Origin of the sequence: Methylomonas fluvii, assembly GCF_014850975.1 — a bacterium.
Taxonomy (GTDB): Bacteria; Pseudomonadota; Gammaproteobacteria; order Methylococcales; family Methylomonadaceae; genus Methylomonas; species Methylomonas fluvii.
The window spans coordinates 609,488-633,616 of record NZ_JACXST010000002.1 but is presented as its reverse complement, the minus strand read 5'-3'; the positions used below and the strand labels follow the sequence as shown (position 1 = coordinate 633,616).

Below are 24,129 nucleotides of genomic sequence, written 5' to 3'. Positions count from 1 at the left end.
AATTATTAAAATTGGATAGCTACTCCGAGCGGCGGGTTTTGGCCGGTAGTTCGCATTCCTAATGACCAGAAATCCGGCTGTAACGATTCAGAAACTTTGCAATCGGCGGGAAGAGCAGACAGCAAAAAGCCGCGGCGGTGCGCGGCCTTCAACAATGTCACCAGTTGTGACTTAACGCCACTCGCCCGTTACCGGGTCTTCGATGAATAGATTAAGGACCGCTGGCTCATCTCGATCAAAGCGACCGGATTCAACGTAGTCGAAGGCCATGTCAACGGTATAATCGCCCTCCCAGCTTTCAATCCAGTGACATTCCTTGTCGTCTGAGCCTTCGGGCGGCAGTACCAAAAAACGATCTGTCGCGTTCGCATGCCAAGCCATCCAGTAACCATTGCTAGTTTTGGCGTAAGTAGCGGAACCGAGCCACCTTGATAGCTCCTTGTCACCGTTTGCCATCTGCATCGCGATACGTGGGCGGTAGCCCTTGAAAACCATTGCCATGACATCAAACACCGCGTAATGATTGAAATGATAAAAGGCCAGGATTGTTAGCGAGCGGTCAAGAACTGCTCGAACCTGCTAAATCAGATTAAGAAACCGGCTAACCCGCTACCGTGGTCAAGAGCCACGGACGAATTAGCCGGTAAACGTCTTTTTTGGGATACTGCGCACTCACATCCCGCTGATTCTGGCATACAGCCTGCCTTGCAATCCGAGCACCATGAAGCCAGTGGTGAAGGAAAGAGCGCCTAGCAGAACTCCAATTTACCATAATCCAGGGACATATCAACACACGAGGCGCCATGAACTGGTCGATTGCTGATTCTGCTTTACGTTTATCAACTCCGGGATTTACGTTTTTAGGCTGCGAAGAGCAGCTCGGTCAAAGCATCATCACTCCACATCCGCAAACATCGCCTCGGCCGCAGCCTTGGCGCTCTCAACCGCCGAAGTAACGCCGCTGCCGGCATTCTCCGACACCATGTAAACCGCGTCCTCCAGAAATGCAAACGACTTGGCGTCGAATATGTCGGGCGACTTGATTCCGTTCTTGCGCATCACTTCCTTTTTCTCCATCACGTACCGAAGTCCACCGGCCTCGGCAAAGTGGTAAGGCAACCTGGCGCCCTGTAGCAGTATCTTCTCTTTCAACTTTCGGTCGACGTTCATCCGGAACGATACCCGGCCCGCCTTGATGGCGTCTCGCATACGGACCATGGCGCAAGCCCGCTGGTTATAAAACCGGTCCTGGTATTCCTTCTTGAAGCAAGGCTTGCCCCAGTTAACCTTCACCACCGGCACACCCATCAACTCGATCAGCTTATTCACCGTCGCGCCCACGCCGCCGTTATCGACCATCAGCGTAGCGTTCGACATCTTACCGACCAGATTGGCAAGATCCCCAGCAAAAATGATTTCGTTCTTGCTGTTGGTGCAGTATGGGATTTCAATGTATTCGACTCGGCGCGCGTCCGGGCCAAAGTCAGCATACCCAATGACCTTGGCAATAATGGCGACCGACTCGTCGCGGTATTCGCCTAAGCCAACGTCTGACAACACCATTAATCCATAGGCTTCATCGTCGCGGATAATCTGCCCGCGGTCGAACGCTCTCTCCAGTTCAACCCGAGTAAGCAGGTTGCTGCCAGAATCCTCGGCGAACAGGCCCAGTACCCGAATGCGATACTCAATTGACTCTCGCCCGCCCGTTTCGTCTGCACGATCCTTGAGCCATTGCAATGTGACAAATGGCGACCGCTCGGAACGGAAGCGTAAGGCAGTCCACGATCCACCATTTTCCCGCGATAGGTTGTGGTGCGACTCATAAAACCGGCCGGCATTGCGCACGCCCTGAGACGCCATCAACGTGCGGTTTCCAGGCTGGGTTTGAGTACCATCAATAACGTCGAAGTGGTCGTCCGATACGCCGGCCGCCTCGTCAATGATGATCAGCTGCCAGTAGCGGTGCTTGCCGGCCACGCCAATGGCTTGACCTTGCTGCATGGCGACTTGGGTAATAAACCACTGATCTTCAAAGCCCTTGACCGCTACTCGAGTTTTGGTAATCTCGTAGTAGTCGTTTATCCAGCCATATGGCCCGTTGGCGATGGCGAGATAAACGTCGTTCATCTCCTTCCAAACACCGTCCGCAACCTGATTGATTCTTGGCGCGCCGATGTAGGTGTTCGAGCCAATTTCGACCTTTCCCTCATACACCGCGACCGGGTGGCACAGAAGGTGCCATAAGGCTATCCGTCCGAATGCCGCCGTCTTGCCGGTCGAGGTGCCGGACACCACCGACACCTTGGCATTGGGTGGGGAAATAGCGTAAAGCAGGTCCTCCTGGTCGAACGATGGCGACATGCCGCAAACACTGACCGCAAATCTAAGCGGGTCGGCGTGGAAGCGTTCAACAAATTCGAGGTATCGGGGATCTTGGAAGATCGAAGCCTTCGCCATAAGCCTGGTTACTCTGCTTCGGGCCTTGCCTCACGTTCAGCCAATACCGCTTTTTGGCGTTCGTGTGCGGCCGCCATTTTGGTGACAAACTGGGTTTCGATCATGTCCAGCGTTTCTTTATCCAGCTTCAGTGAACCGTTGACCTCGACCTTGTCGCGCCATTTATCGGGCTGACGGTTTTTCAGCCAGAATATTGCCGCTGTTGTATCCGGTGGGAAATGCTTCGTAACATCGGTCAAGATGACTTGGCCATCTGCAATGTTGACTTTGGTTTCAGGGCAGCTGTAGCCGGTCGCGCGCTGGAACAACGAATTGGCGACTTGCGCATCTGCCAGCGTTTTGCCTCGCTTGAGGGAATCCGCAAACTCCGGCGCCTGCTTTTTCCAGGCGTTGATTGTCTTCTCGCTCACGCCGAAAAATCCGGCTAGTTGCGCATCGGTGGCGCCCAGGAGGCAATAGTTGTACGCCTAGTCGATGAATTCCGGTTTGAATGCGGTAGGCCGGCCGCCCGCGTTTTTTTTGGTATTTGGCATGGGGTTACCCTTTAGGGGCTGAAGAAACTACGTTTTGTATTGGGTTGATGAATGATAACCCGCCAATTTCCGCCCAATTGCGAGGACTTCCGAATGGGTTTCTTCGACGACTCTGAGCAGTTTGGCGCCCAGTTTCAGTTCGTCGAACTCCGGATTGATTTCGCGGAAGCGGTTGACGATTCGCTTGATTTCCCCAAATCGGTTAAATGCGACCGTGGCTGCCTGTTCGACAATCGTCAGCTGCTCAAACAGATCCCGGATAGCGTTGCTCTCGTCCGTGGAGACCTTTTCAAGCGCTCGCCTAATCTGCTGCTCTTGGGCAATCACCGGGTCGCGCTGCCAGTCGGACGACAGACCGAACAAATAATCAAGACTGACCTGATATACGATTGCGGCCTTGTATGGCAGGAAAGCCGGAATTGTCTCCGGGTCGCTGGCATGTTCGATCTTGCTGAGCTTGGAAGAATTGGCGTAACCAAGTAATTCGGCGGCTTCCAGTCCGGTCAACCCGCACATTTCGCGGGCTATGGTCATGCGCTGACCAAATGTTTTAACAATGTCTGCTTTTTCTTGGAATTGGAATCGGTCGCTCGCCGGTTGCATGGTTTTCCCGCATTTTTAGGATGAAGGGAAATTGAAACACGCGGGAAAGCTGGTTTTAGTGAAAGTTTCCGAGTTGATATACGCTAGGTTTATTTGCAGCTGACGCAGGCCAACTCGCGCCAGTCGGTGGTGTAGCGCTGTGAAATACGGTCGGAACTGGGTTTCTATGTCTGATCAATTTGGATGGTGGTACGGCAATGTACCCTTGGAACTGTCCTACATCATCGACCCGATCATCGAGCGGGACAAGGCAATTTTGGACGATGTTCGCGGGATGTTTAAGACGGTAGGGTTTAAGGAATCCGACTAGAATTGACGTTGGAGGTTGGCACGCTTATCGTGCCAACCCTTAATTGCCAGCATATTTTTGATCCAGCGTAGTTTTGATTAGCGTTTATACTTAGCCCCGATTTTTTACATGGAGCAACGGTAATCCCCCCTGAAAAAAGCAGCGTTTAAAAGTAGAATTTTCTCGTAACAGACGAAGGAAGTTTTACATGAAGACCTCACGATTTAGTGACAGCCAGATTCTGGCGATATTGAAGCAAGCGGAAGCCGGCACGCCCGTACCGGAGATCTGTCGTGAACACGGCGTTAGCTCTGCCACGTTTTACAAATGGCGCTCCAAATATGGCGGCATGGATGCGTCCCTGATGGCTCGCCTAAAAGAGTTGGAAGACGAAAACCGGCGGCTGAAGAAAATGTATGCCGAAGAACGGCTGAAGGCCGAAATCATCAAGGAAGCCCTGGAAAAAAAGGCCTAACGCCATCTTGCCTCCGCGAGATGGCGCAACCCCTGATTCAGGCCAAGCGGGCCAGTCTTCGGTTGGTGTGTGCGGCTTTAGGCATCAGCCCGAGCGGTTATCGCTATCGGTCAAAGCGCTCGACTGAAAACGCCGAAATTGCCGACTGGCTGCTACGCCTGACCGCCACGCACCGTACCTGGGGATTTGGATTATGTTTTTTATATTTGCGCAACGTGAAAGGCTTTCGTTGGAATCACAAACGGGTCTATCGGATTTACCGGGACCTGGCACTCAACCTGCGCATCAAGCCCAAGAAGCGCTTGGTACGGGAAACCCCGCAACCCTTGACGGTCCCGGATCACATCAATGCCGTGTGGTCGATGGATTTCATGCATGATCAACTGGCTGACGGGCGGGCTTTCCGTTTGCTCAACGTCATTGATGACTTTAATCGGGAAGGTTTAGGCATTGAAGTGGATTTCTCGTTACCGGCTGTGCGGGTCACCCGCACATTGGATCGCATCATCGAGTGGCGTGGAAAGCCTGACGCCATTCGCTGTGACAATGGACCGGAATATATCAGCGAGATTCTAAAAACCTGGGCCGAGCAACAGGGTATCCAGATTAACTATATCCAACCGGGCAAGCCGCAACAGAATGCCTACGTTGAACGTTACAACCGAACGGTGCGTTACGAATGGCTTGCCCAATACCTATTTGAATTCAAAATGGGGGGATTACCCCGGGAGCGTGGCGTATTTACCCATCAACTGGCGCAGTGGCAAAGCGAGTTTTGCGCCTCAGCCAGTATGCGTCCTGATCGCGAAGAAAGCCAGAATCTGCGTAGCCTCAAGGCCGAGAACCAGCGTCTGGCACGCGAACTCCAGCGTAAGGAGAAAGCATTGGCCGAAGCCGCTGCCTTGTTGATCCTGCAAATACCCACAGGGCACAAGAAAAGGTGCGGGCGCTGTTGGGGGGCGAGGTCGAATGACCTCCCTTCCGCAGCGCCAGCAACTGATCGACTCGGTCACCGAGGCCACGGCGGCCGGTGCTCGCCAAGATCAAGCCTGTGCCGTACTGGGCCTGAGCCCGCGCACCTTGCAACGTTGGCAGGCCGGTGAAACATTGACGGAAGACCGCCGGCCGCAACGGCACGATACGCCGTCGCATGCCTTGAACGATGCCGAGCGGAGTCACCTCTTGGCCGTCGCGAATTCGGCTGAGTTTGCCGATCTGCCGCCCAGCCAGATTGTCCCGCGCCTGGCCGACCAAGGCATTTATCTGGCGTCAGAATCGACCTTCTACCGCATTCTGAAAGCCGCAAGGCAACTAAAGCAGTTCTGTATTCCGGAAATATTTGATGATGTGCCGTTCTGCACATGCCAACTCGCGGAGGTTTAGAGGTGGTGCCGAAAAATTGAACAACCGGTTAAGTGAAAAACCCTGCTACTTTTGAACGTCCGCGAGGACAAAGCAATGGAGCAGAAGATGTCCAAAAAACCGAGAAGAAAACATTCACCGGCCTTCAAGGCCAAAGTGGCCCTGGCGGCCTTGGCTGGGGATAAAACCCTGGCCCAATTGACCCAGGAATTCGAGGTTCATCAAAATTAGATTGTCGATTGGAAGAAACAGCTGAGCGAGCGGGCTGCCGAGGTGTTTGGGAAGTCCACGGAGCCAGAGTCGCCGCCGGTCGATCTGCAAGCCCTACATGCGAAAATCGGCCAACTGACGTTGGAAAACGATTTTTTACTTGTGCCCTGCGGGGTAGAGGGCGCGCTCAACAAGGCGGGATTGCTGAGCGCAAAGCGATGATCGACCGTCAAGCCAAGTTACCGATTGGTCGGCAGGCCACGCTATTGGGCATCAGTCGCGGCAGTGTGTACTACCTGCCTAAGCCGGTTTCGGAACGCGATTTGGACATCATGCGCCGACTCGACGAGCTGCACCTGAAACACCCGTTCATGGGGGCACGCCAGTTACGGGATCAGCTGAATCTGCGAGGCGTCCAGGTCGGCCACAAGCAGGTGAAAACCTTGATGAAGACAATGGGCATCGAAGCGGTGTACTGCAAGCCCAATACCAGTAAGAAGATGCCAGGTCACGAAATCCATCCCTACTTACTGCGCGGCATGACCATCAACCGTGCCAATCAAGTCTGGGCCCTGGATACGACCTACATTCCGCTGGCCAAAGGCTTCGCGTATTTAACGGCCGTCATCGACTGGGCCACTCGCAAAGTCTTGGCTGCCAAGGTCGCGATTACCCTGGAAGCCTGCCATGCGGTGGACGTGCTGGAACAGACTTTCAAGCACTACGGCAGGCCGGACATCGTCAATACCGACCAAGGCAGCCAGTTTACCGCCAAGGCGTTTGTCGATACCGTGAAAGGCCAGGGCTGCCTGCTCAGTATGGATGGTCGGGGCGCTTGGCGGGATAATGTGTTTGTCGAGCGGCTATGGCGATCGGTCAAATACGAGCGGGTTTACCTGCATGCTTACGATTCCGTCGGCCAAGCCCGCGTTTCAATCCTGGATTATTTCGAGTGGTATAACCACGAGCGACCACATTCCAGTTTGAAACGAAAAACGCCGCATCAAGCGTATAACGATGGCTTGCAAACCCTCAAGTTGGCCGCCTAAACCATGGCAGGGATTTCACTTTAAATCGCCGATTTCCTGTTCAAACCAATGGGACCACTTCTGTTTCTTGGGCAAAACAGAGAAAATAAGTAGTTTTCGTCAGTTCGGATTTGTTACGCCAAACTTTTGTTAGGGACATGACTGCGAATATCCGCTCTTGAGCGTCTTGTAGCCTAATGGCCATGCTGAGTCCGTGGTGGGCACGGCTTTTGTCGCTAGGCATCGCGGGAATTTGGTATCTGCTAGGGGCTGTTGCCGTTTTACATGGGCAACCATATAAAAGCGCAAGCCAAAGCGATGACGCTTTCAAAATTGCGTTTCAGTTTGTCATACCGCGTCGCGATGGCTCTGAAATGTTTCAGCCGCGCAAACACATTTTCAACTAGGTGGCGATACTTGTAGAGGCACCAATCCACAGCATCATTGCCAATGGTTGAATTCTGCTTTCTTGGTATGATTGGCTCAGCACCTTTCTCACGAATTTGAATCCGTAAGGGTTCGCTGTCATAGCCTTTGTCAGCAATCATATAGCTAAGGGAAGCTTCGCCACTAATTCGGGTGCTTCTTTACAATCGTGGACTTCGCCGCCCGTGACCGAGAAATGAATGGGCAGTCCGCAGGCATCCACGGCCATATGGATTTTGGTGGTGTTACCCGCTACCGATTTTCCGATCGCCGTTTCCCGTTCATGGGCTGCGCCGCTACTATGCTGATGTGCTTTCACAATACTGCCATCAATGAATGTCCACTCCAAATCCGGATCCACAACCAGCTCCTGAAAGATACCCATCAGTTTTTCTTGAAGCGACCAGGCATTGAATCGCTTATACACGGCATTCCACTTGCCAAATGTTGCCGGCAGATCTCGCCAAGGACAGCCGATTCGCATGCGATAAAAAATACCTTCTACCGTTTGCCGAAGCGTCGGCTTGTCGTAAATCCTCACGCTCAACAGGATGGCTTTGAATTTATTCCAGTATTCATCCGTAAACATTTGTCGCGGCATAGTTTGCTTGTCTTTTGATTGAAAAGCTCAATCAATCAGGCAGAGCAGCTCAATTTCAAGGTTATCGATCCAAAATGGCAACAGCCCCTAGGTTGAAGAGCAGGAGTGGCTGCCAGGGAGAGTAGACAAGGTAATTTTAGTCGCACCAGAATGGGTACTAGCGGCGTATTACATGTCATGAAAACTTAACAGAACTGCAACTTTAATTTCTTGAGCGCTGGTTAACATTCTTTCTGCAAATTCTGTGAGGCAGATTTTTGCGCAAGACCAAAAACAATTAACCGACTTTGCTTTAGGAATGACTTTTTTATGAAAGCTTTTAAATTAACTCTGATTGCCGCAGCTGTTACCGCTGTCGTTTCACCTTTGACTGCGCAAGCGGCTTCTACCGAATTCGACAATTTTACGCCAATGACAGGCAATACGATTCCTGTTAACCCTGGTTCAGCAACACCTTATAAATTGTCTTCGCCCAATTTTACTCAACAAACCATCGCCGACCGTAAGACCCAAAACACCTTGGTGCCAGGTTCTAACTCAGGTAGCTGGGACATGATAGCCGCCAACGAAACCGGTCCTGACGCCGGCCGCTATTTGTTCATGCCGTTCGAAACCGGTTCCGCGGGCGTCCAACGTATCGATCTCTGGAATAATAACTACAACTCGCGCACGACCACTATCGTGGCGCTAGGTACACAAGGTTTTGTTTCCGGCGATGCTTCTTTGTGGACACCATGGGGCGGTTATTTGACGGCTGAAGAGTCTTGGGGTGCAAGCAGCAGCAAAGGCCGTTTGTTTGAAGTGACCAATGCCACCACTGCGGCGGCGAATGGCGGTACATTTATCCAACGTTCCATTCTGCCGCGCGTTTCTCACGAAGGTTTGGCGTTCGACAAAAACAACAACTTGTATTTTGTTGACGAATTGAACGGTGGGTCTGTATACAAATACGTATCGGCCAATCCATTTGCAACTAGCGGCGACAGCTTTTTTGCCGCTGGGCAAACATTTGCTTTAAAAGTGGGTGCAGGAGCCCAGTTTGAAGGTACTACCGGCCCTGCTATCACCGGCGCATCAACATGGGAAGCTATTACCGATGTCAACGGTGGTGTTTTAGCCGGCATTTCCGCGCAGCTTGGCGACGGCACTATCGACGGCCGCGTCAGCGCCGATAATGCCGCCGTAAAAGGTACAGGCTTTAATCGCCCTGAAGACATGGAAATTCAAAATTTGGACAACGGTAACCAATTTTTGTACTTCACTACTACTGATTCAGACACCGACGGCAACCAAGGCACCGGCCGCAGCCGCGTTTATTCTATTGACCTGGGCACTAGCGAAGTCAAACTGTTTGCCGACAGCAACACTATCGATTTGGCGACTGGTTTGGCGGCAGGCGGCGAATTCAAAAATGCCGATAACTTGGCTATTGATGCCGAAGGCAATATTTACATCATTGAAGATCAAGATGGTGGTGTGGAAGATGTATGGTTTGCCAAGGATGCAGATCGTGACGGGGTTGCCGAGTCCATCGCCAAATGGATCAGTTTGACTACTCAAGGTGCTGAAAGCACCGGTTTGTATTTCGACAAATTCAATCCAAACAAAGCGTATATCAACGTGCAGCATCCAGCTGATGGCATTGATCGCACTATTGAGTTGACCGCTGCGCCAGTACCGGTACCTGGCGCGGTGTGGTTGTTCGGTTCAGCAATTGCCGGCATGATCGGTCTGCGTCGCCGTAAAGCCTGATTGCTTAGGGGGACAGGGATTGTTCCCAAATTGATTGATCAAAAGCCCGGCTTCATGTCGGGCTTTTTTGTGATGGGCAGTCTTCCGGGCCACATAAGCAGTCCGGAAATGTCTTCTTGACCACCAATAATTAAGAGAATCCAAACATGAACAAAAAAATGATGATGGCTAGCGCGCTAGTGGCTCTATCTGTAAGCGCCGGCGCGGAAGCGGCTGTAATTACGCAATGGAATTTCAACTCGAATCCTGCTGATGCTGCCACCGGTACCGGCACAGGCGCCCCTAGCATCGGTAGCGGCTCGGCTTCGCTGGTAGGAGGCACCACAGCAACTTTTGCTAGCGGCGATGCGAGTGGCGGTTCATCCGACCCGGCGATAGGCGATGACAGTGGTTGGAATACCACCAGTTACGCCGCTCAAGGTGCCGGCAATAAAACCCGCGGTACGCGGTATCTGGTTAGCACTGTGGGTTTCAATAACATTCAGGTTAGTTACGACTTACGCCACAGCAATACGTCTTCTAAATATGAGCAAGTGCAATACACTACGGACGGTAGTACCTGGACTGATTTTGCCTTGTTTAGCGGCGCAACAGGCGATACTTGGTTCAACGGCCGTTCAGTCGATTTAAGCAGTATCGCAGGGGTAGCCAACAATGCGAATTTCGGCTTTCGTGTCTTAGCGGCATTCGCGCCTTCAACAAGTGCATACGCGGCATCTTCTCCAACTGGTACTTATGGCTCTACCGGCACTTGGCGTTTTGATATGGTAACGGTATCAGGCGCTGCGGTAGCGGCTGTGCCAGTCCCTGGCGCGGTTTGGTTGTTCGGTTCCGGATTGTTAGGTTTTTTGGGTGTTCGTCGCAAAGCTTAATTTATCAGCGGATCTAAGGAAGCTCTGAACCAGTTGATTCCGATCTTGGATAAGCAAACTCACCAAGAATGGAATCAACAACATACCTCTCTTTTTATGCTCTAGTGGGGGCTGCGTTTGTCGCAGAACTTAATCACCGTAGTTCAATATCTTAGTAATTTCTTTGGGAATGGCGACATGAGGTGGCTTGCTTTAAAGCAGTTGGCAACTGACTGATCAGGAAATGACTTTATTGGTGTTGACTTGATCGTTGGTGAAACGGGAGAATTTTTAACGCCATGCCTGTGGATTCAGACATGGCGGAGGATTTTCAGAGTCAGGAGTAGATTACGTGTGGTTTGCCGTCGCCGGCGATTATGTCGCCGATGCTGAAGGCAGTTTCGCCTTGCTGTGCCAAGATTTCCAGCGTAGCGGCTTCGTCTTCTGCGGCGACGCAGACAATCATGCCGATGCCGCAGTTGAAGGTGACCAGCATGTCCGCTAGTTCCACGTTACCTTGTTGTTGTAGCCAAACGAAAATCTCCGGCAATTGCCAGGCGGAAAGCTGGACACTGGCATTCAGGCCGTTGGGCAGCACGCGCGGCAGGTTTTCGGTAATGCCGCCGCCGGTGATATGGGCCATTGCGTGTACCGGCACGGTTTTCAGGAGTTCCAGTAAGGGCTTGACGTAAATACGGGTTGGAGTCAGCAAAGTTTTGCCGAGTGGTTTGCCGTTGACATCATCAGACCAAGCCAAGCCGCTGCGCGCGACGATTTTCCGAATCAGCGAATAACCGTTGGAATGCGGGCCGGACGAGGCGAGGGCGATCAGTTTGTCGCCGGCTTTGACCTGGCTGCCGTCGATGATGCGGTCTTTTTCGACGATGCCGACGCAAAAGCCGGCCAAGTCGTAATCGCCATCGGCATACATGCCGGGCATTTCCGCCGTTTCACCACCAACCAACGCCGCGCCGGATTGCTCGCAACCTTTGCCTATGCCTTCGATGACGCTGGCGGCAGTATCGACTTCCAGTTTACCGGTGGCGAAATAATCCAGGAAAAACAGCGGTTCAGCGCCCTGGACGATGATGTCGTTCACACACATGGCCACCAGATCTATTCCGACGCTATTGTGGATGTTTAAATCCAAAGCCAATTTCAATTTGGTGCCGACGCCGTCGGTGCCGGAGACCAGCACCGGCTGTTTATAGCGATCCAGCGGTAATTCGAACAGTGAACCGAAGCCGCCTAAACCGGCCATGACGCCCGCATTACGGGTTTTGGCCGCGATGGGTTTGATGCGTTCGACTAAAGCGTTGCCGGCTTCAATATCGACGCCCGCGCTTTTATAATTCAGGCGGTCTTGTTGTTGTTCGCTCAATGTCAGTCTCTCGTTAAAGTTAAGGTTGAAACGACCGATATTGTACTATAGTTCCCATTAATGCACTGTCAGGGTAGGCTTGTGGTCAAGGTTTTTATGAAGGGTAAATCGGGTTTTTTTAGCCTGTGTTTGTGGGGGTTGTTGTGCAATTGCCCAATAGCGGAGGCTGTCGAAGTAAAAGGTTTGTATGAGATTGAACTGATCGCCAACAGCCAATCCGCGGAGGATAGGACGCAAGCAATCAAGCAGGCCATGTATGCCGTTCTCAGTCGGGTCTTGGTGTCAGAGGATATTTCCAAAATTCCGGTAGTGCAGCAGGCTTTGTCCAGTGCGCAGAACTACGTCAAGCAATCGCAATTTTCCTTGATTTCCGCCGATGAACTGCCTGATACCGACGCGCGCTTGCTTAGAGTGCAGTTTGATGAAGATCAATTGATGGAAGTCATGCGCAAAAGCCAAGTGGGTATCTGGAGTGAAATTCGGCCGGAAACCCTGGTGTGGCTGGTTGTCGATGACGAAGAGGGGCGGCGGTTTTACAACGCTGACAGCATGCCTGAGTTGGAAAGTGCATTGGCGTTTGCGTCGAAAATTAAGGGCGTACCGATGATATTTCCGATGCTGGATTTGGAAGAACAGCAAAAAATCTCACTAAGTGAAGTGCTGGGAGCTGATTCACGCAATTTATTGGCCGTGTCGGCCCGCTATGAGGTGACGTCGGTGATGGCGGGTCGCATTGCTAAGAAGGGTGATTGCTGGCAGGGCGAATGGGCGTTTTATTTCGATGGCAAGATCAAGCAATGGAGCGGTGCTTGTTTGCCTTTGAAAGCGGCAATGGTTGCCGGCGTGCAAGGCGCCTACGATGTGCTGTCCAATTATTACGGTGTTAAACCGGAGGCCTCAGCCGCCCACTAGGCTGTAGATGCCGTAAGCGCCGCCGTAAGTGGTTAAAAAATAAAATAAAGACACCACTAGACTGGCCGGGGTATTCACTTGCAATACATCCTTAAAGATCCGCGCGACGATTGCCATGTCCCATAGAAAAAACAAAGCCAGGGTTGCATAGCTGGGCGTATCTTCCGCTACGGTCACCCAAAACACGATAGGAATCAGAAAGATCGCGACGACATTTTCACAAAACAAAATAGCCGACGCGACTTGTATGAAGGTGTTAAAGGTTCCGTTCAGCAGTAACACCAGTGCGATAAAGCCCAGGGTTAGCAAGGTCTCCAGCAATACTTCAAAGACCGAATCAATGTCATCCGACATGTTGAATTGAATAAAAAACACGGCGATAAAATAAAAAATCGCATTGTTTTTAAAAAAGCGCGTCGATCTGGGCAGGTCCAAGACCGAGACATTGAACCAGCACAGCGGGAAATAATGTCTGAAGATTTCCATCACGATGCCCGCTACTTAATCAGTTTTCCTCAGAGTCGGCATAAGAATACGCGTCGTATTGACTGCGATATTCCGGTTGCTGACTGTGGCTGAACTGGTCGTTCAATGCTTGTACCAGATCTTTGGTTTGCTCGATAAGACCGTTCAGTTTTTTGCGGTTTTTCTTGTTTTTACCGACTGGGTCGGTGATGGGCATTATAATCCGCCAGAAACTCAGGCTTTTTTCAAACAAACCCGCCAAATCTTCACTGAGATTCAATTGTTTCTGCCGTTTGTGCAAGTGTTTGATCAGAAATTTGGCGTGCACGCGGCTGACGACTATATGTAGTGGTGTCAATAAGGCAATCAGTGCAGCGAGGATGGCTGGGCCGATAATCGGGTCGATCAGTAGTTCGAGTATCCCTACCGCAATTTCCGCAAATAACATCAGCATCGCGATAAAGCCCAGCACAATGAGGGTGGAGGCGTTGCATCTGTCCTTCCAGATGGTTAACGCTTCTTCCACTTCCTGGAAAATGGTGTCGTCAATGGCGCGGATGCTGTTTTCCAGCGTGCCGAGTATGCGGTACGAGCGATCATTGCTAATGTTGTTGAAGCGCTGATCGAACAGCGAGGTATCGCCCGATTGCGATAATACAATAAACTGGCCGGTGTGGATGCCCAGTTCGGCCAGTCGGCGTTGCCAGGACGCGGCGATTTCCTGGCTTTTCAGCGCATCGATAGTTATTTCCGAATGATCGATGACGAAGATAAATTTATTGGCATCCTGCTGAGCAACGATCTCTGCCAGGGTGTCCTTGATTAAATCGGCATCGGCTTCAAACAAGTCGTTAAATACCAATACCAGATCGGAGATGCCTATCACGTATTTCCGCAGTAGGCCGGAGACTGGATTTTCCGCCGCCGGATTTAATACGGGCGTGTCGATCAACAGCTTGTTTTTTAATTTGCCGCTATTGACGGTGACCAGTTCCAGATAACCGTTCAGTTTGCTGCCTTCGCCGTTGGCGACCAAGTCGATTTGACGGCTGATTTGATAGAAAGGTAAGCGGTGGTCGGCGTCCAGTGCGGTGCCGGGCAGGGTAGCGGTATTGGTTTGCGGCGTATATTGCAGTACGGTGAATTTATGGCGGGCGGTGTGCAGTTGTACGCCGAGGTAACGATTAACAAAGTCTGATTTGGCGGGCGAGTAACCGCCCAAGGTGCTGACAATTGGCCACCAACTGCTTTTGCGCGCGGTGGTCTCGTCGTCATCGATCAACCCCAGTTCAAACTCGATTTCATCCAGGTCCTGGAATATCTTGGCGGTTTTTTGCAAAACCGGATCGTTCGCCGCGAACTGTCGTTCAAGATTGCTCAGGTGTTTACTTACCGTTTTATCCGCCATTAGATATAAACCTTCTTTGCTTGTTATTGAGGTTAATCAGACGGCGGGAGTATACACCGATGGCATTTAAACGGATAAAAAAACCTGCCGGTTTTTGCCCGCCAAGATGCTCTCGCAAACGGCTGTCGCAGCTACCGAGCTGCGCGGGAAATGGCGGCTTTCCGGCCGCGCTTATTCTCTAATATCCAGCTCCTTGATTTTGCGGGTCAAGGTATTACGGCCATAGCCCAGCAATAGTGCCGCTTCGTGTTTGCGGCCGTGTGTATGATTCAAAGCCGCCTCGATCAACAGGGTTTCCAAGGTGGGGATAGCCTGTTTGGCGATGTCCACTTTGCCGGTCGTTAATTGTTGCTTGACCCAGTTTTTAAACTGGCTTTCCCAATCTCCCGGTGTCGTTTCGCCGGATGCGGAATCGCCGGTATTGTGGGTCAGTTCCGGCGGTAAATCTTCCAGATGAATTTCCCGGCCCGAGGCCATCACCGTCAGCCAGCGGCAGATATTCTCCAATTGCCGCACGTTGCCGGGCCACCTCAAGCCGCTTAAAAATGCCTCGGTTTCCGGTTTTAACAGTTTGATTTCGGTATTCAGCTCCTTCGCGCTTTGATACAGATAATGCCGCATCAACAAGCCTATATCCTGCCGGCGTTCGCGTAAGGGCGGGATATGAATCCGAATCACGTTCAGGCGGTGAAACAAATCTTCCCGAAACCGGCCTTGCGCCACCAACGCTTCCAGATCCTGGTGGGTGGCGGCAATGATGCGTACGTTGACTCGCACTGAGGTATGCGCGCCGACCGGATAAAACTCGTTGTCTGCCAGCACCCGCAGTAAGCGGGTTTGTAATTCGGCGGGCATGTCGCCGATTTCATCCAGAAACAGCGTACCGTTGTTGGCTTGTTCGAAACGGCCGATTCGCCTGGCTTGAGCGCCGGTAAATGCGCCTTTTTCGTGGCCGAACAGTTCCGATTCCATCAAGTCTTTGGGGATGGCCGCCATATTCAAGGCAATGAACGGCTGGTCCGCGCGCGGACTGTGACGATGCAGGGCCTTGGCGACCAGTTCCTTACCGGTCCCCGATTCGCCATTTATCAATACGGTAATGTGCGAGCGCGCCAGACGGCCTATCGCCCGAAACACTTCCTGCATGGCCGGCGCTTCACCGATGATTTCCGGAGTTTCCTCTACGGTAGGCGGTGCTTGCACCATATCGCTTTGCCGCTGTTTGCTGTGCGCGCAGGCACGTTGCACGGTTTCGACCACTTCGGTGACGTCAAAGGGTTTGGGCAGGTATTCGAACGCACCGCCGTGAAACGCCGACACTGCGCTTTCCAGATCGGAATGCGCGGTCATGACAATTACCGGTAAATCCGGATAACTGTTTTGAATATTGCGCAGTAACTCGAAGCCGTCCATGCCCGGCATGCGAATATCGGTGATCAGCACTTGTGGTAGTCCGCCGGGCAGCGATTTCAGCAACTCGTTGGCGCTGGCGAAGCTTTGCGTATGCACGCCGGCTTTTTGCAAGGCTTTTTCAAGTACCCAGCGGATGGATTTGTCATCATCGACAATCCAGACCTTGTCAGGTATTTGCATGATTCGTCTCCAAAGGTAGGTAGATGGAAAATACGGTATTGCCCGGCTCGCTTTCGCATTCAATCAAGCCGTTATGCTGGTTGATCAATGATTGGGCAATCGACAGGCCAAGTCCGGTACCCTCGGCTCGGCCGGTGATCATCGGATAAAAAATCTGTCCCATCAGCTCGGGTTTGATGCCCGGACCGTTATCGATAATGTCGATTTTCACGGTCAGCTTGTAGCGTTTGCGGCCTATGGTCATATGCCGTTGCACCCGGGTTTTTATCGTAATCACACCGTGGTTTTGCACGGCTTGCACGGCATTGCGGACGATATTGAGTATGGCTTGGATCAGCTGGTTTTTGTCGGCGAAAATCTCCGGGATGCTGGGGTCGTAATTGGTATGCAGCATAATGCCATGGGCGGCCTCCACCGTAACTAAATGCCGGACCCGTTCCAGTACTTCGTGGATGTTAAGCTGGCTTTTATGTGCAGGTTTGTTGGGGCCGAGCATTTTGTCCATCAGATCCTGCAAGCGGTCGGATTCGGCGATAATGATTTGCGTATATTCCTTTAACTCCGGATCTTGCAATTCCAGGTCCAGCAATTGTGCCGCGCCGCGCAAACCACCTAGCGGGTTCTTGATTTCATGCGCCAGGCCGCGCACCAGCATGCGGCTGGTGTTTTGCTGGGCCAGCAATTGTTCTTCTTTGGTAATGCGTAAATGCCGGTCTACCTGTTGCAGTTCGATCAGGATTTCGCTTAATTTCCCATCTTCGAGCAAGGGCGTAGCGCTGAGGTTAACCGTAATCGATTGGCTGAGCCGCTCTAGGATTAATTCTCTATCGACCAGCGGCTCGAGCAAATACAAACGCGGTAATAAATCGTTAAATAGGGTGTTGTGCGCGGTTTTGAAAAGCTTGTGCGCGGTCTGGCCGAGCAAATGCTTGGCGCTGTCGGCAAGCAGCATCTCGCCGGCGGGATTGATATAGGTCAGGCGCAAGTCCTTGTCGAATAGCAGGATTGCTTCGTTTAAATGATCCAGTATCTTTTTGTGCACGGGTTAATTTAAGTTTTAAGAGTTGTAGTGAACAAGCAATTTGTACGCCAATCGTGAAATTGCCTTATTGCTTCATTTGCCTGATAAAAAACAGCTCTAATGCACAATATTAGTGCGTTCGCCCAAGTTTGTGGTTAATGTTGGTGCAATGGTGAGTGCGGAGCGGGATTTTTATCGCTATCCTGGCTTTAAGCCTTGTACCTAGGAATACGATCAATATCGATTAAGGCGGCTAAAATGTTTGGGAACCCTATCAGCAGCTCGGATACGCGGTGATGCGGCATATGATTGCACAATATTGGTGCATATAGAATTGAATTGAGTCAAGCGAAGTTCCGAGGTGATAGTGATCCATTCAAGCCGTTTGCATCGAGTATGCTGGCTGCTGTTTCCGCGGGATGAGGGCGCCATGGGTTGAGGGGCTGGCGAATAAACCGGTTGGCGCTCTTAGGCGATGAGATTTTTTCATAGGGTAATTCTCTGGCAGTGACACACTTTGATCTGAATTGGTGCGCCTGTCAGCATGGGTAACCAGTCTGGTGCGTTAATCGAACAGCTGTTTCGCTAATTCGGTGCGTTTGTCGATTTGCGGCTAGTCAGCGTAATCAACGATCAATGGCGCGTGGTCGCTGAAGCGTTGCTCTTTAAAAATGCTGGTTGACTGTGCGCGACTGGCGATGCCCGGCGTAGCAACTTGATAATCGATACGCCAACCGACATTTTTGGCCCAAGCCTGACCACGGTTGCTCCACCAAGTGTAGCATGCATCGGTAGCGTCCGGATGTAGGCGGCGATAAACATCTACCCAGCCCAACGCATCATATACTTGGGTCATCCAGGCCCGTTCCGCTGGCAAAAACCCGGAGTTTTTCTGGTTACCGCGCCAGTTTTTCAAATCGGCTTCCTTATGGGCGATATTCCAGTCGCCGCAAATCACTACTTCCCGGCCACTGGCTTTCAGTTCGGCAAGACGCGGATAGAAGCGTTCCATTACGCTGTATTTGACAGTTTGTCGCTCCTCGCTACTGGAGCCGGAAGGCAGATACAGGGAAATGACCGATAGATTACCGACTTGCACTTCCAGATAGCGGCCCTCACTATCGATGTCGGTATGCCCCAAGCCTGCTATTACCTTATCTGCAGGCTGTTTGCTGTAGATGCCTACGCCGCTGTAACCCTTCTTTTGGGCATAATGAAAATAGCCGTGCAGGCCTTTCGGTGCCAGCATCCCGGCTGTCATATCGCCGGCCTGGGCTTTCAGTTCCTGTAAGCAGACGAAGTCCGGGGTTTGGGTGTCCAACCATTCGTAGAACCCTTTGCGGGCTGCGGAACGAATGCCGTTTAGATTGGCAGAAATGATGCGGAGCATGAATAGTGGTTGGGCTTTAAGGGCTAAGTCAGCAATGGTGCTGCAGTTTAACAGTTCCAAGCGCCACCGCCCCAATCGCAATTACGCTCGCTTGGCCGATACTCCGCGCGTCTGCCGGGAAAAAGGCTTTAGCCCTTACTCAACAATTGCCGAGCGCGTGCGTCCGCGCCGGAAGGCAGCTGGTTTGGGCCGGATTTGATCCAAGCGACGATGTCCTGCCAGGCGGTGGGGGCTTGCAGATCGCGGAGCAGCATGTGGTAACCATTTTGGTAAATGGCCACGGTTTTTTCCGCGGTATCGTTAGTCAGCATTTGCTGTAAGAAAGCGTAGGTCGGTTCTTTGGGGATGACTTCATCTTTCTCGCCGTACAGCATCAAGGTATGAGCCCTTAGCGAGTTTGCACTATCGAACGCCGCATCCATCAAGTTAGTTAAGCCGTAGACCGTTTCTACGCGGGTGGCCTTGATCACCATCGGATCGCGGCCCATCGCCCGCAACATATCAATATTATCCGACGGCATGATCTCCAGTCCGCTGCCGGTCAAGGTCAACCAGGGCATGCTGTGCGCCAGCGTCCATAACAAGCTGGTTTGATACCAAGGCATGGTCGATCTGGCCCACAGCGCCGGCGCCGCGAGGATGATGCCGGCGACATCCGGCATATCTTTCTGTTGCACGGCCGTAATCACAATGGCGCCGCCCATGCTTTCGCCCAGCAGGTAAAGCGGTTTGTTTGGGTAACGCTGTTTCAGCAGTTGGGTTAATTGTTTTAAATCTTGTGCGTAAGCGTCACTGCCGGCCCACAAACCGCGCTTTGGCGCCGCGCCGAAACCGCGTTGGTCATAAGCAAAACAAGCGATGCCGAGTTTGCTGAAATAATTGCCCGGCGCATCGAAAAAGTGGCTGTAATCATTAAAGCCGTGTAGCGCAATGATCACGGCATGGGGTTCGGCCTCGGGCAGCCAACGCCTGAGCGGTAGCGTCGCCCCGTCTTCGGTTAGAAACGTATTGTCGCCCAACTGCGCGCTATTGGTCTTGGCGCCGGGCGGATAGCTCATCGGCATACAGCCGTTCAGCGTGAGCAGCACCAGCAAGCCGGCCAACTTGCCGGCGTGTGGCATGCGTTGTCGATAGGGTCTGCGAGTGTTCAGTATTTTTAAAACAAGATTGTTCATCGCTAACACATGATTTCAGTATTGAATGTTCCGAAATATCCCCGCGTAGGATGCACAAAGCGGGGAATTGTTCCAGTCAAACTTATCTTAGCTGACGCAGGTTGCCAATTTTGTGACAATTCAGGAATGACTAATTTCCTGTTATCGAACTATTCCTCGTCCCATAAAATGGGAAACGCTTTACGCACCCGCTCGATGGCGTCTGGATCGACATTTTTGCCGCGCAAGGTCAATACCAAGGCATAAATATCCTGGGTGCTGACCTTAAACGTGCGTTTGGGATCGGTTTTTACGGAGCTGGACAAGCGCTTGATTGTGGTGGGAAAGGGCAGGGGTTTGGCGACTGCTTGCACGGGCCGCGACAGCTCACTTTCGATGATCTGTTTTTCGTTGCCGGGCGGTGCATTCAAGGCTTTGCGCAGGATGTCGCGCGCCCTGGCCCAGGATAATTCTCCACCCGCCAGTTTTTCGCGCATGGCTTCCGTCGTCAGCGGCGCGTAACGAATGATGTCGTCGATCCAGCTGACGCTTTTGTCGAAGAATTCGGCGATGCGCTCCTTGGACCAGTTGGCATTGTTCAAGTAAATCACCGTTTGGAAATAATCGGTGATGCGGGTGTCGACGCGGTCAGAATTCAGTTTTAGATTCAAGGCCTTGATTTCATCCGGATCGCCGGTGACGATTCTGACATCCACTCTGTCGAAATAGCCCGGATTGGCGCGGCGAATGCCCTGAATGGCCTCCATACGATGAAAGCCACCGACCAGATAATATTCGCGGTTGTTGCGCTCCCATACCACTAACGGTTCGAACAAGCCGTTGACCACGATGTCTTTTTCCAGATGCGCGACCTTGGCCCGATCCAGTTCTCTGTGGTTGGTGAGCGTGTGATGAAATTCGATTTGATCAATAGGTAAATATTCGTAGCGTTTGGTGGCGAGCATATTGGTTTCTCTGGGTGGTAGGAAACTGGAAGGCGGGATAATCAGCGTTATCGCCGATGAGGAAAAAAATAGTAACGCCGACTAGACGATAATTTCAATGTATTTCTAAGCATTGGGCTTGCTGTGTCTAGCCTACAACTTATTTTCGCAACAACCAAGGATTGCCGCCGATGGCGGTAAGGTTGGTGGTGACGGCTTGTTCGTTGGCGAAGCGTTGCAAGTAGTGGGGGCCGCCGGCTTTAGGACCCGTACCGGATAAACCCATGCCGCCGAAGGGCTGCACGCCGACTACCGCGCCTATCATGTTGCGGTTGATGTAAATGTTACCGACGCGCGCGTGTTGCTGGATGTAACGCATATTGGCGTTGATGCGGCTGTGAATGCCCAGCGTCAAGCCATAGCCGCTGGCATTGATGGCCTCGACCACTTTTGCCAGCTCCTTGGCTGGGTAACGGACAATATGCAGAATGGGGCCGAACACTTCGTGGTCAAGGAAGGATAGGGCCGGTATTTCCGCTATCGTGAGTGGAAAAAAGCAGCCGTCTGCCAGGTCGGCAGGCAAGGGCAGTTGATACAACAATTTGGCGTCGTGTTTAAGTTTTTCGATGTGGTTCAGTAACTTGGCTAACGCCTGTTGATCGATGATAGGGCCTAAGTCTGTGGCTATATCCAGCGGCGAGCCAAGCCGTAGCAAGCCCATCGCACCGATCAAACGAGCGATGACGCTGTCGGCGATAGCCTCCGGTAGAAACAATACCCGCAATGCCGAGCAGCGTTGCCCAGCGCTATTAAATGCCGATAGCATTGCGTCCGCGACCAGTTGTTCCTGATGCGCCGAGCTGTCTGCGATCATGACGTTTTGACCGCCGGTTTCGGCAATCAAGCTGGCAATGGCGCCCTGGCGATTTGCCAGTTGCCGATTGATCAGCTGTGCGGTGGCGCCGGAGCCGGTAAACGCCACACCGGCAACGCGCTCGTCGCTCAACAAGTGCCGACCAATCTCGGCGCCGTCGCCGGGTAAAAACTGCAATACATTGTCCGGTACACCGGCGCTATGCAACAGGCGCAAACAGGCCATGGCCGTTAATGATGTTTGTAGCGCCGGTTTGGCGATCACTGTATTGCCGGCCACCAGTGCGGCGGCGATTTGGCCGATGAAGATGGCAATCGGAAAATTCCATGGGCTGATGCAGACAAACACCCCGCGCCCAAAATGAAACAATTGGTTGTCTTCACCGGTTGGACCCGGTAAGCGCAGTGGTTGCGCAAATTGTTCGACTGCGCAGGTCGCGTAATACCGGCATAGATCGACTGCTTCCCGTACTTCCGCCAGCGCGTCGCGCATCGTTCGGCCGCCTTCGCGAATGCACAGCACCACCAATTCCAGGCGCTGCTGTTCCAATAAATCCGCCGCTTTTTGCAGATACCTGGCGCGAGTTGCGACCGGGCATAAACGCCAGTCATCGAACGCGCGCGTGGCTTGTTGCAAGGCTTGTTCTATGTCATTTTCGGAACTGAACACGACCTCGCCAACAAGGCTGAGCTGGTCGTGCGGGCTATAAACCAGATGCGGTTTGCCACGAATTTGTTGACCAGCAATCAATGGTGCGGCTTGCCAAGTCTGGTCCGTCATGGCAGCCAATGCCTTTTGCAACTGCTGTAATTTCTCGGGATCGCTTAAATTCAGCCCCTGCGAGTTCTTACGTTGCGCGCCGAATAAGTCAGCGGGAACCGCAAGCGGTTTAGTCTCAACTTCGTTTAACTGGACCAATGGATCGGCGGATAGCATGGCAGCGCCAATCGCCGGATTTTCGATTTGATTGATAAACGAGGTATTCGCACCGTTCTCCAGTAAGCGCCGGACCAGATACGGCAGCAAATCCCGGTAATTGCCGACCGGCGCATAGACGCGGCAGTTGATCGAGCGCTGATTCAATAACTCGGCATACAAATCGCTCCCCATCCCATGCAGGCGCTGGAACTCAAATCCCGGATGGTCTTTGCCAAATTCGCAAATGGCCGCCACGCTGTGGGCGTTGTGCGTGGCAAATTGCGGATAAAAAGCCTGCTGGCGCGACAGAATCAGCTTCGCGCAAGTCAGATATGACAAGTCGGTGGCGGCTTTACGGGTGAACACCGGGTAGTCGTCCCAGCCATTTTCCTGGGCGCGTTTGATCTCGCTATCCCAGTAAGCGCCTTTCACCAAACGGACGGGAATCAGGCGTTGCTGCGATTCGGCCAAAGCTGCTAGCCAATCGATCACCGCTAAAGTGCGTTTTTGATAAGCCTGCACGGCCAGACCAAAGCCCGGCCAGCCGGCCAGCGCCGGGTCGTTAAATACAGTCGCAAAAATATCCAAAGACATATCCAGCCGTTCGGCTTCTTCCGCATCGACAGTCACGGAAATATTCGCCGCGCGGGCCAGCTTAACCAAAGCTAACAGCTTGTCGCTGATGGCCGGCACCGCATAACGCTGCTGTAATGGCTCGTAACGTGGATATAGTGCCGATAGCTTGATGGAAATACCGGGGTTGTCTAATAACTCGGCGTTCGCTGATTCGGCCAGCGTTTCAATGGCATGCCGATAGGCAGCGAAATAGCGTTCCGCATCGTCTTGGGTCAAGGCCGCTTCGCCGAGCATATCGAAGGAATAGCGGTAGGCCGGATTGCTGCCGGCGTGTTCGATAGCTGCCGTTATATTTTCTGCAATGACGAAATGTTCGGCCATTTGCCGCATGGCTTGCTTGATCGCCGCGCGGATCAGCGGCTCTCCCAGCCGGCTTAATACGCCTTCGAAAACCCGTTGTTGAACCAACGCTTCCATTTTGCCGCTGATCCATAAACCGCCGCTAGCCAGATTGACTGGCAGCGAATCACTGTGCAGCCAGTGGCTATACCAGTCGGCATCGGCCAGTTTGTCGCGCAAGAACAGGTTTTGGGTGTCGCTGTCCGGTATGCGCAGCAAGGCTTCGGCGATACTCATCAAGACGATGCCTTCGTCGCTGTTCAGGCTGTATTCGTGTAAGAAGGCGTCGAAAAGGCCCGGCTGTTTATGCTTGGCGCGTACTGCTTCGATCATCGCCTGCGAACAGGCGCCGATGGTTTGTCTATCGTAATCTCGCAACCTGGCGATTAGGCCGGAGATGGCTTGCGGTTCAGCTTGGGTAAATGCTTGATTGATGCGCTGGCGCAGTTCGGCTAAACGGTTGGCGTTGCTCATGGCTATCACCTGTTGGACTGACACCCATAA

At 52.4% G+C, this 24,129-nt stretch carries 18 protein-coding genes and 3 pseudogenes; 7 read left to right on the top strand and 14 right to left on the bottom strand.

Annotated features, from left to right (window positions below; all coding sequences use genetic code 11):
- Positions 1-171: 171 nt before the first annotated feature.
- The 4 genes from EBB_RS12405 to EBB_RS12390 form a co-directional block, all read right to left on the bottom strand.
- A complete protein-coding gene (locus tag EBB_RS12405) occupies positions 172-513 on the bottom strand; it encodes a hypothetical protein (protein ID WP_192394145.1) in 342 nt (113 codons plus the stop codon).
- Between the two features lie 381 nt (positions 514-894).
- Positions 895-2,460: a hypothetical protein gene (locus EBB_RS12400; protein WP_192394144.1), complete on the bottom strand. Its 1,566-nt coding sequence runs from the start codon at positions 2,458-2,460 to the stop codon at positions 895-897.
- Between the two features lie 8 nt (positions 2,461-2,468).
- Entirely contained in the window at positions 2,469-2,870 is a 402-nt protein-coding gene (locus EBB_RS12395; RefSeq protein ID WP_223146832.1) for a helix-turn-helix domain-containing protein, read from the bottom strand.
- A gap of 150 nt (positions 2,871-3,020) precedes the next feature.
- On the bottom strand, positions 3,021-3,527 hold the full coding sequence (locus EBB_RS12390) for a hypothetical protein (RefSeq protein WP_192394143.1): 507 nt from the start codon (positions 3,525-3,527) through the stop codon (positions 3,021-3,023).
- Between the two features lie 235 nt (positions 3,528-3,762).
- On the opposite strand from EBB_RS12390, the gene EBB_RS12385 reads away from it, so the two are divergent.
- From EBB_RS12385 to EBB_RS12370, 4 genes and pseudogenes are all read left to right on the top strand, one after another.
- Positions 3,763-3,906, top strand: a complete 144-nt coding sequence (locus EBB_RS12385; protein ID WP_192394142.1) for a hypothetical protein — start codon at positions 3,763-3,765, stop codon at positions 3,904-3,906.
- A 187-nt stretch (positions 3,907-4,093) separates the two neighbouring features.
- Positions 4,094-5,064, top strand: a pseudogene (locus EBB_RS12380) (IS3 family transposase); the annotation flags it as partial.
- Between the two features lie 376 nt (positions 5,065-5,440).
- On the top strand, positions 5,441-5,743 hold the full coding sequence (locus tag EBB_RS12375; RefSeq protein WP_192394141.1) for a helix-turn-helix domain-containing protein: 303 nt from the start codon (positions 5,441-5,443) through the stop codon (positions 5,741-5,743).
- An 87-nt stretch (positions 5,744-5,830) separates the two neighbouring features.
- A pseudogene (locus EBB_RS12370) lies at positions 5,831-6,981 on the top strand (IS3 family transposase).
- Positions 6,982-7,241: 260 nt separating this feature from the next.
- Here EBB_RS12370 and EBB_RS12365 read toward each other — a convergent pair.
- A pseudogene (locus tag EBB_RS12365) lies at positions 7,242-7,987 on the bottom strand (IS5 family transposase).
- 309 nt (positions 7,988-8,296) lie between these two features.
- On the opposite strand from EBB_RS12365, the gene EBB_RS12360 reads away from it, so the two are divergent.
- A complete protein-coding gene (locus tag EBB_RS12360; RefSeq protein WP_192394140.1) occupies positions 8,297-9,739 on the top strand; it encodes an alkaline phosphatase PhoX in 1,443 nt (480 codons plus the stop codon).
- 146 nt (positions 9,740-9,885) lie between these two features.
- On the top strand, positions 9,886-10,611 hold the full coding sequence (locus EBB_RS12355) for a PEP-CTERM sorting domain-containing protein (RefSeq protein WP_192394139.1): 726 nt from the start codon (positions 9,886-9,888) through the stop codon (positions 10,609-10,611).
- Positions 10,612-10,927: 316 nt separating this feature from the next.
- Here the strand turns inward: EBB_RS12355 and purM are convergent, their stop codons facing one another.
- Complete coding sequence (gene purM / locus EBB_RS12350) at positions 10,928-11,971, bottom strand: phosphoribosylformylglycinamidine cyclo-ligase (protein WP_192394138.1); 1,044 nt, start codon at positions 11,969-11,971, stop codon at positions 10,928-10,930.
- A 96-nt stretch (positions 11,972-12,067) separates the two neighbouring features.
- Between purM and EBB_RS12345 the strand changes: the two genes are divergently transcribed.
- Positions 12,068-12,883, top strand: coding sequence for a DUF2066 domain-containing protein (locus tag EBB_RS12345; RefSeq protein WP_225587424.1), 816 nt, complete (start codon positions 12,068-12,070; stop codon positions 12,881-12,883).
- Here the strand turns inward: EBB_RS12345 and EBB_RS12340 are convergent.
- From EBB_RS12340 to putA, 8 genes are all read right to left on the bottom strand, one after another.
- Positions 12,869-13,369, bottom strand: a complete 501-nt coding sequence (locus EBB_RS12340; protein WP_192394136.1) for a hypothetical protein — start codon at positions 13,367-13,369, stop codon at positions 12,869-12,871. The two genes, EBB_RS12345 and EBB_RS12340, sit on opposite strands and share 15 nt — an antisense overlap.
- A 19-nt stretch (positions 13,370-13,388) precedes the next feature.
- Positions 13,389-14,756 (bottom strand): P-loop NTPase family protein, encoded by a 1,368-nt coding sequence (locus EBB_RS12335; RefSeq protein WP_192394135.1) that lies wholly within the window; start codon positions 14,754-14,756, stop codon positions 13,389-13,391.
- Between the two features lie 171 nt (positions 14,757-14,927).
- On the bottom strand, positions 14,928-16,349 hold the full coding sequence (gene ntrC / locus EBB_RS12330) for a nitrogen regulation protein NR(I) (protein WP_192394134.1): 1,422 nt from the start codon (positions 16,347-16,349) through the stop codon (positions 14,928-14,930).
- On the bottom strand, positions 16,336-17,391 hold the full coding sequence (glnL, locus tag EBB_RS12325) for a nitrogen regulation protein NR(II) (protein WP_192394133.1): 1,056 nt from the start codon (positions 17,389-17,391) through the stop codon (positions 16,336-16,338). The genes ntrC and glnL overlap by 14 nt, the downstream gene beginning before the upstream one ends.
- Before the next feature lie 592 nt (positions 17,392-17,983).
- Entirely contained in the window at positions 17,984-18,760 is a 777-nt protein-coding gene (locus EBB_RS12320) for an exodeoxyribonuclease III (protein WP_192395016.1), read from the bottom strand.
- A gap of 128 nt (positions 18,761-18,888) precedes the next feature.
- Positions 18,889-19,881: an alpha/beta hydrolase gene (locus tag EBB_RS12315; RefSeq protein ID WP_192395015.1), complete on the bottom strand. Its 993-nt coding sequence runs from the start codon at positions 19,879-19,881 to the stop codon at positions 18,889-18,891.
- Positions 19,882-20,084: 203 nt separating this feature from the next.
- Complete coding sequence (locus tag EBB_RS12310) at positions 20,085-20,879, bottom strand: ParB/RepB/Spo0J family partition protein (RefSeq protein ID WP_192394132.1); 795 nt, start codon at positions 20,877-20,879, stop codon at positions 20,085-20,087.
- Between the two features lie 139 nt (positions 20,880-21,018).
- Positions 21,019-24,099 carry a bifunctional proline dehydrogenase/L-glutamate gamma-semialdehyde dehydrogenase PutA gene (gene putA / locus EBB_RS12305; protein ID WP_192394131.1) on the bottom strand — a complete coding sequence of 1,027 codons (3,081 nt, stop codon included), beginning with the start codon at positions 24,097-24,099 and terminating at the stop codon, positions 21,019-21,021.
- Positions 24,100-24,129 lie beyond the last annotated feature (30 nt).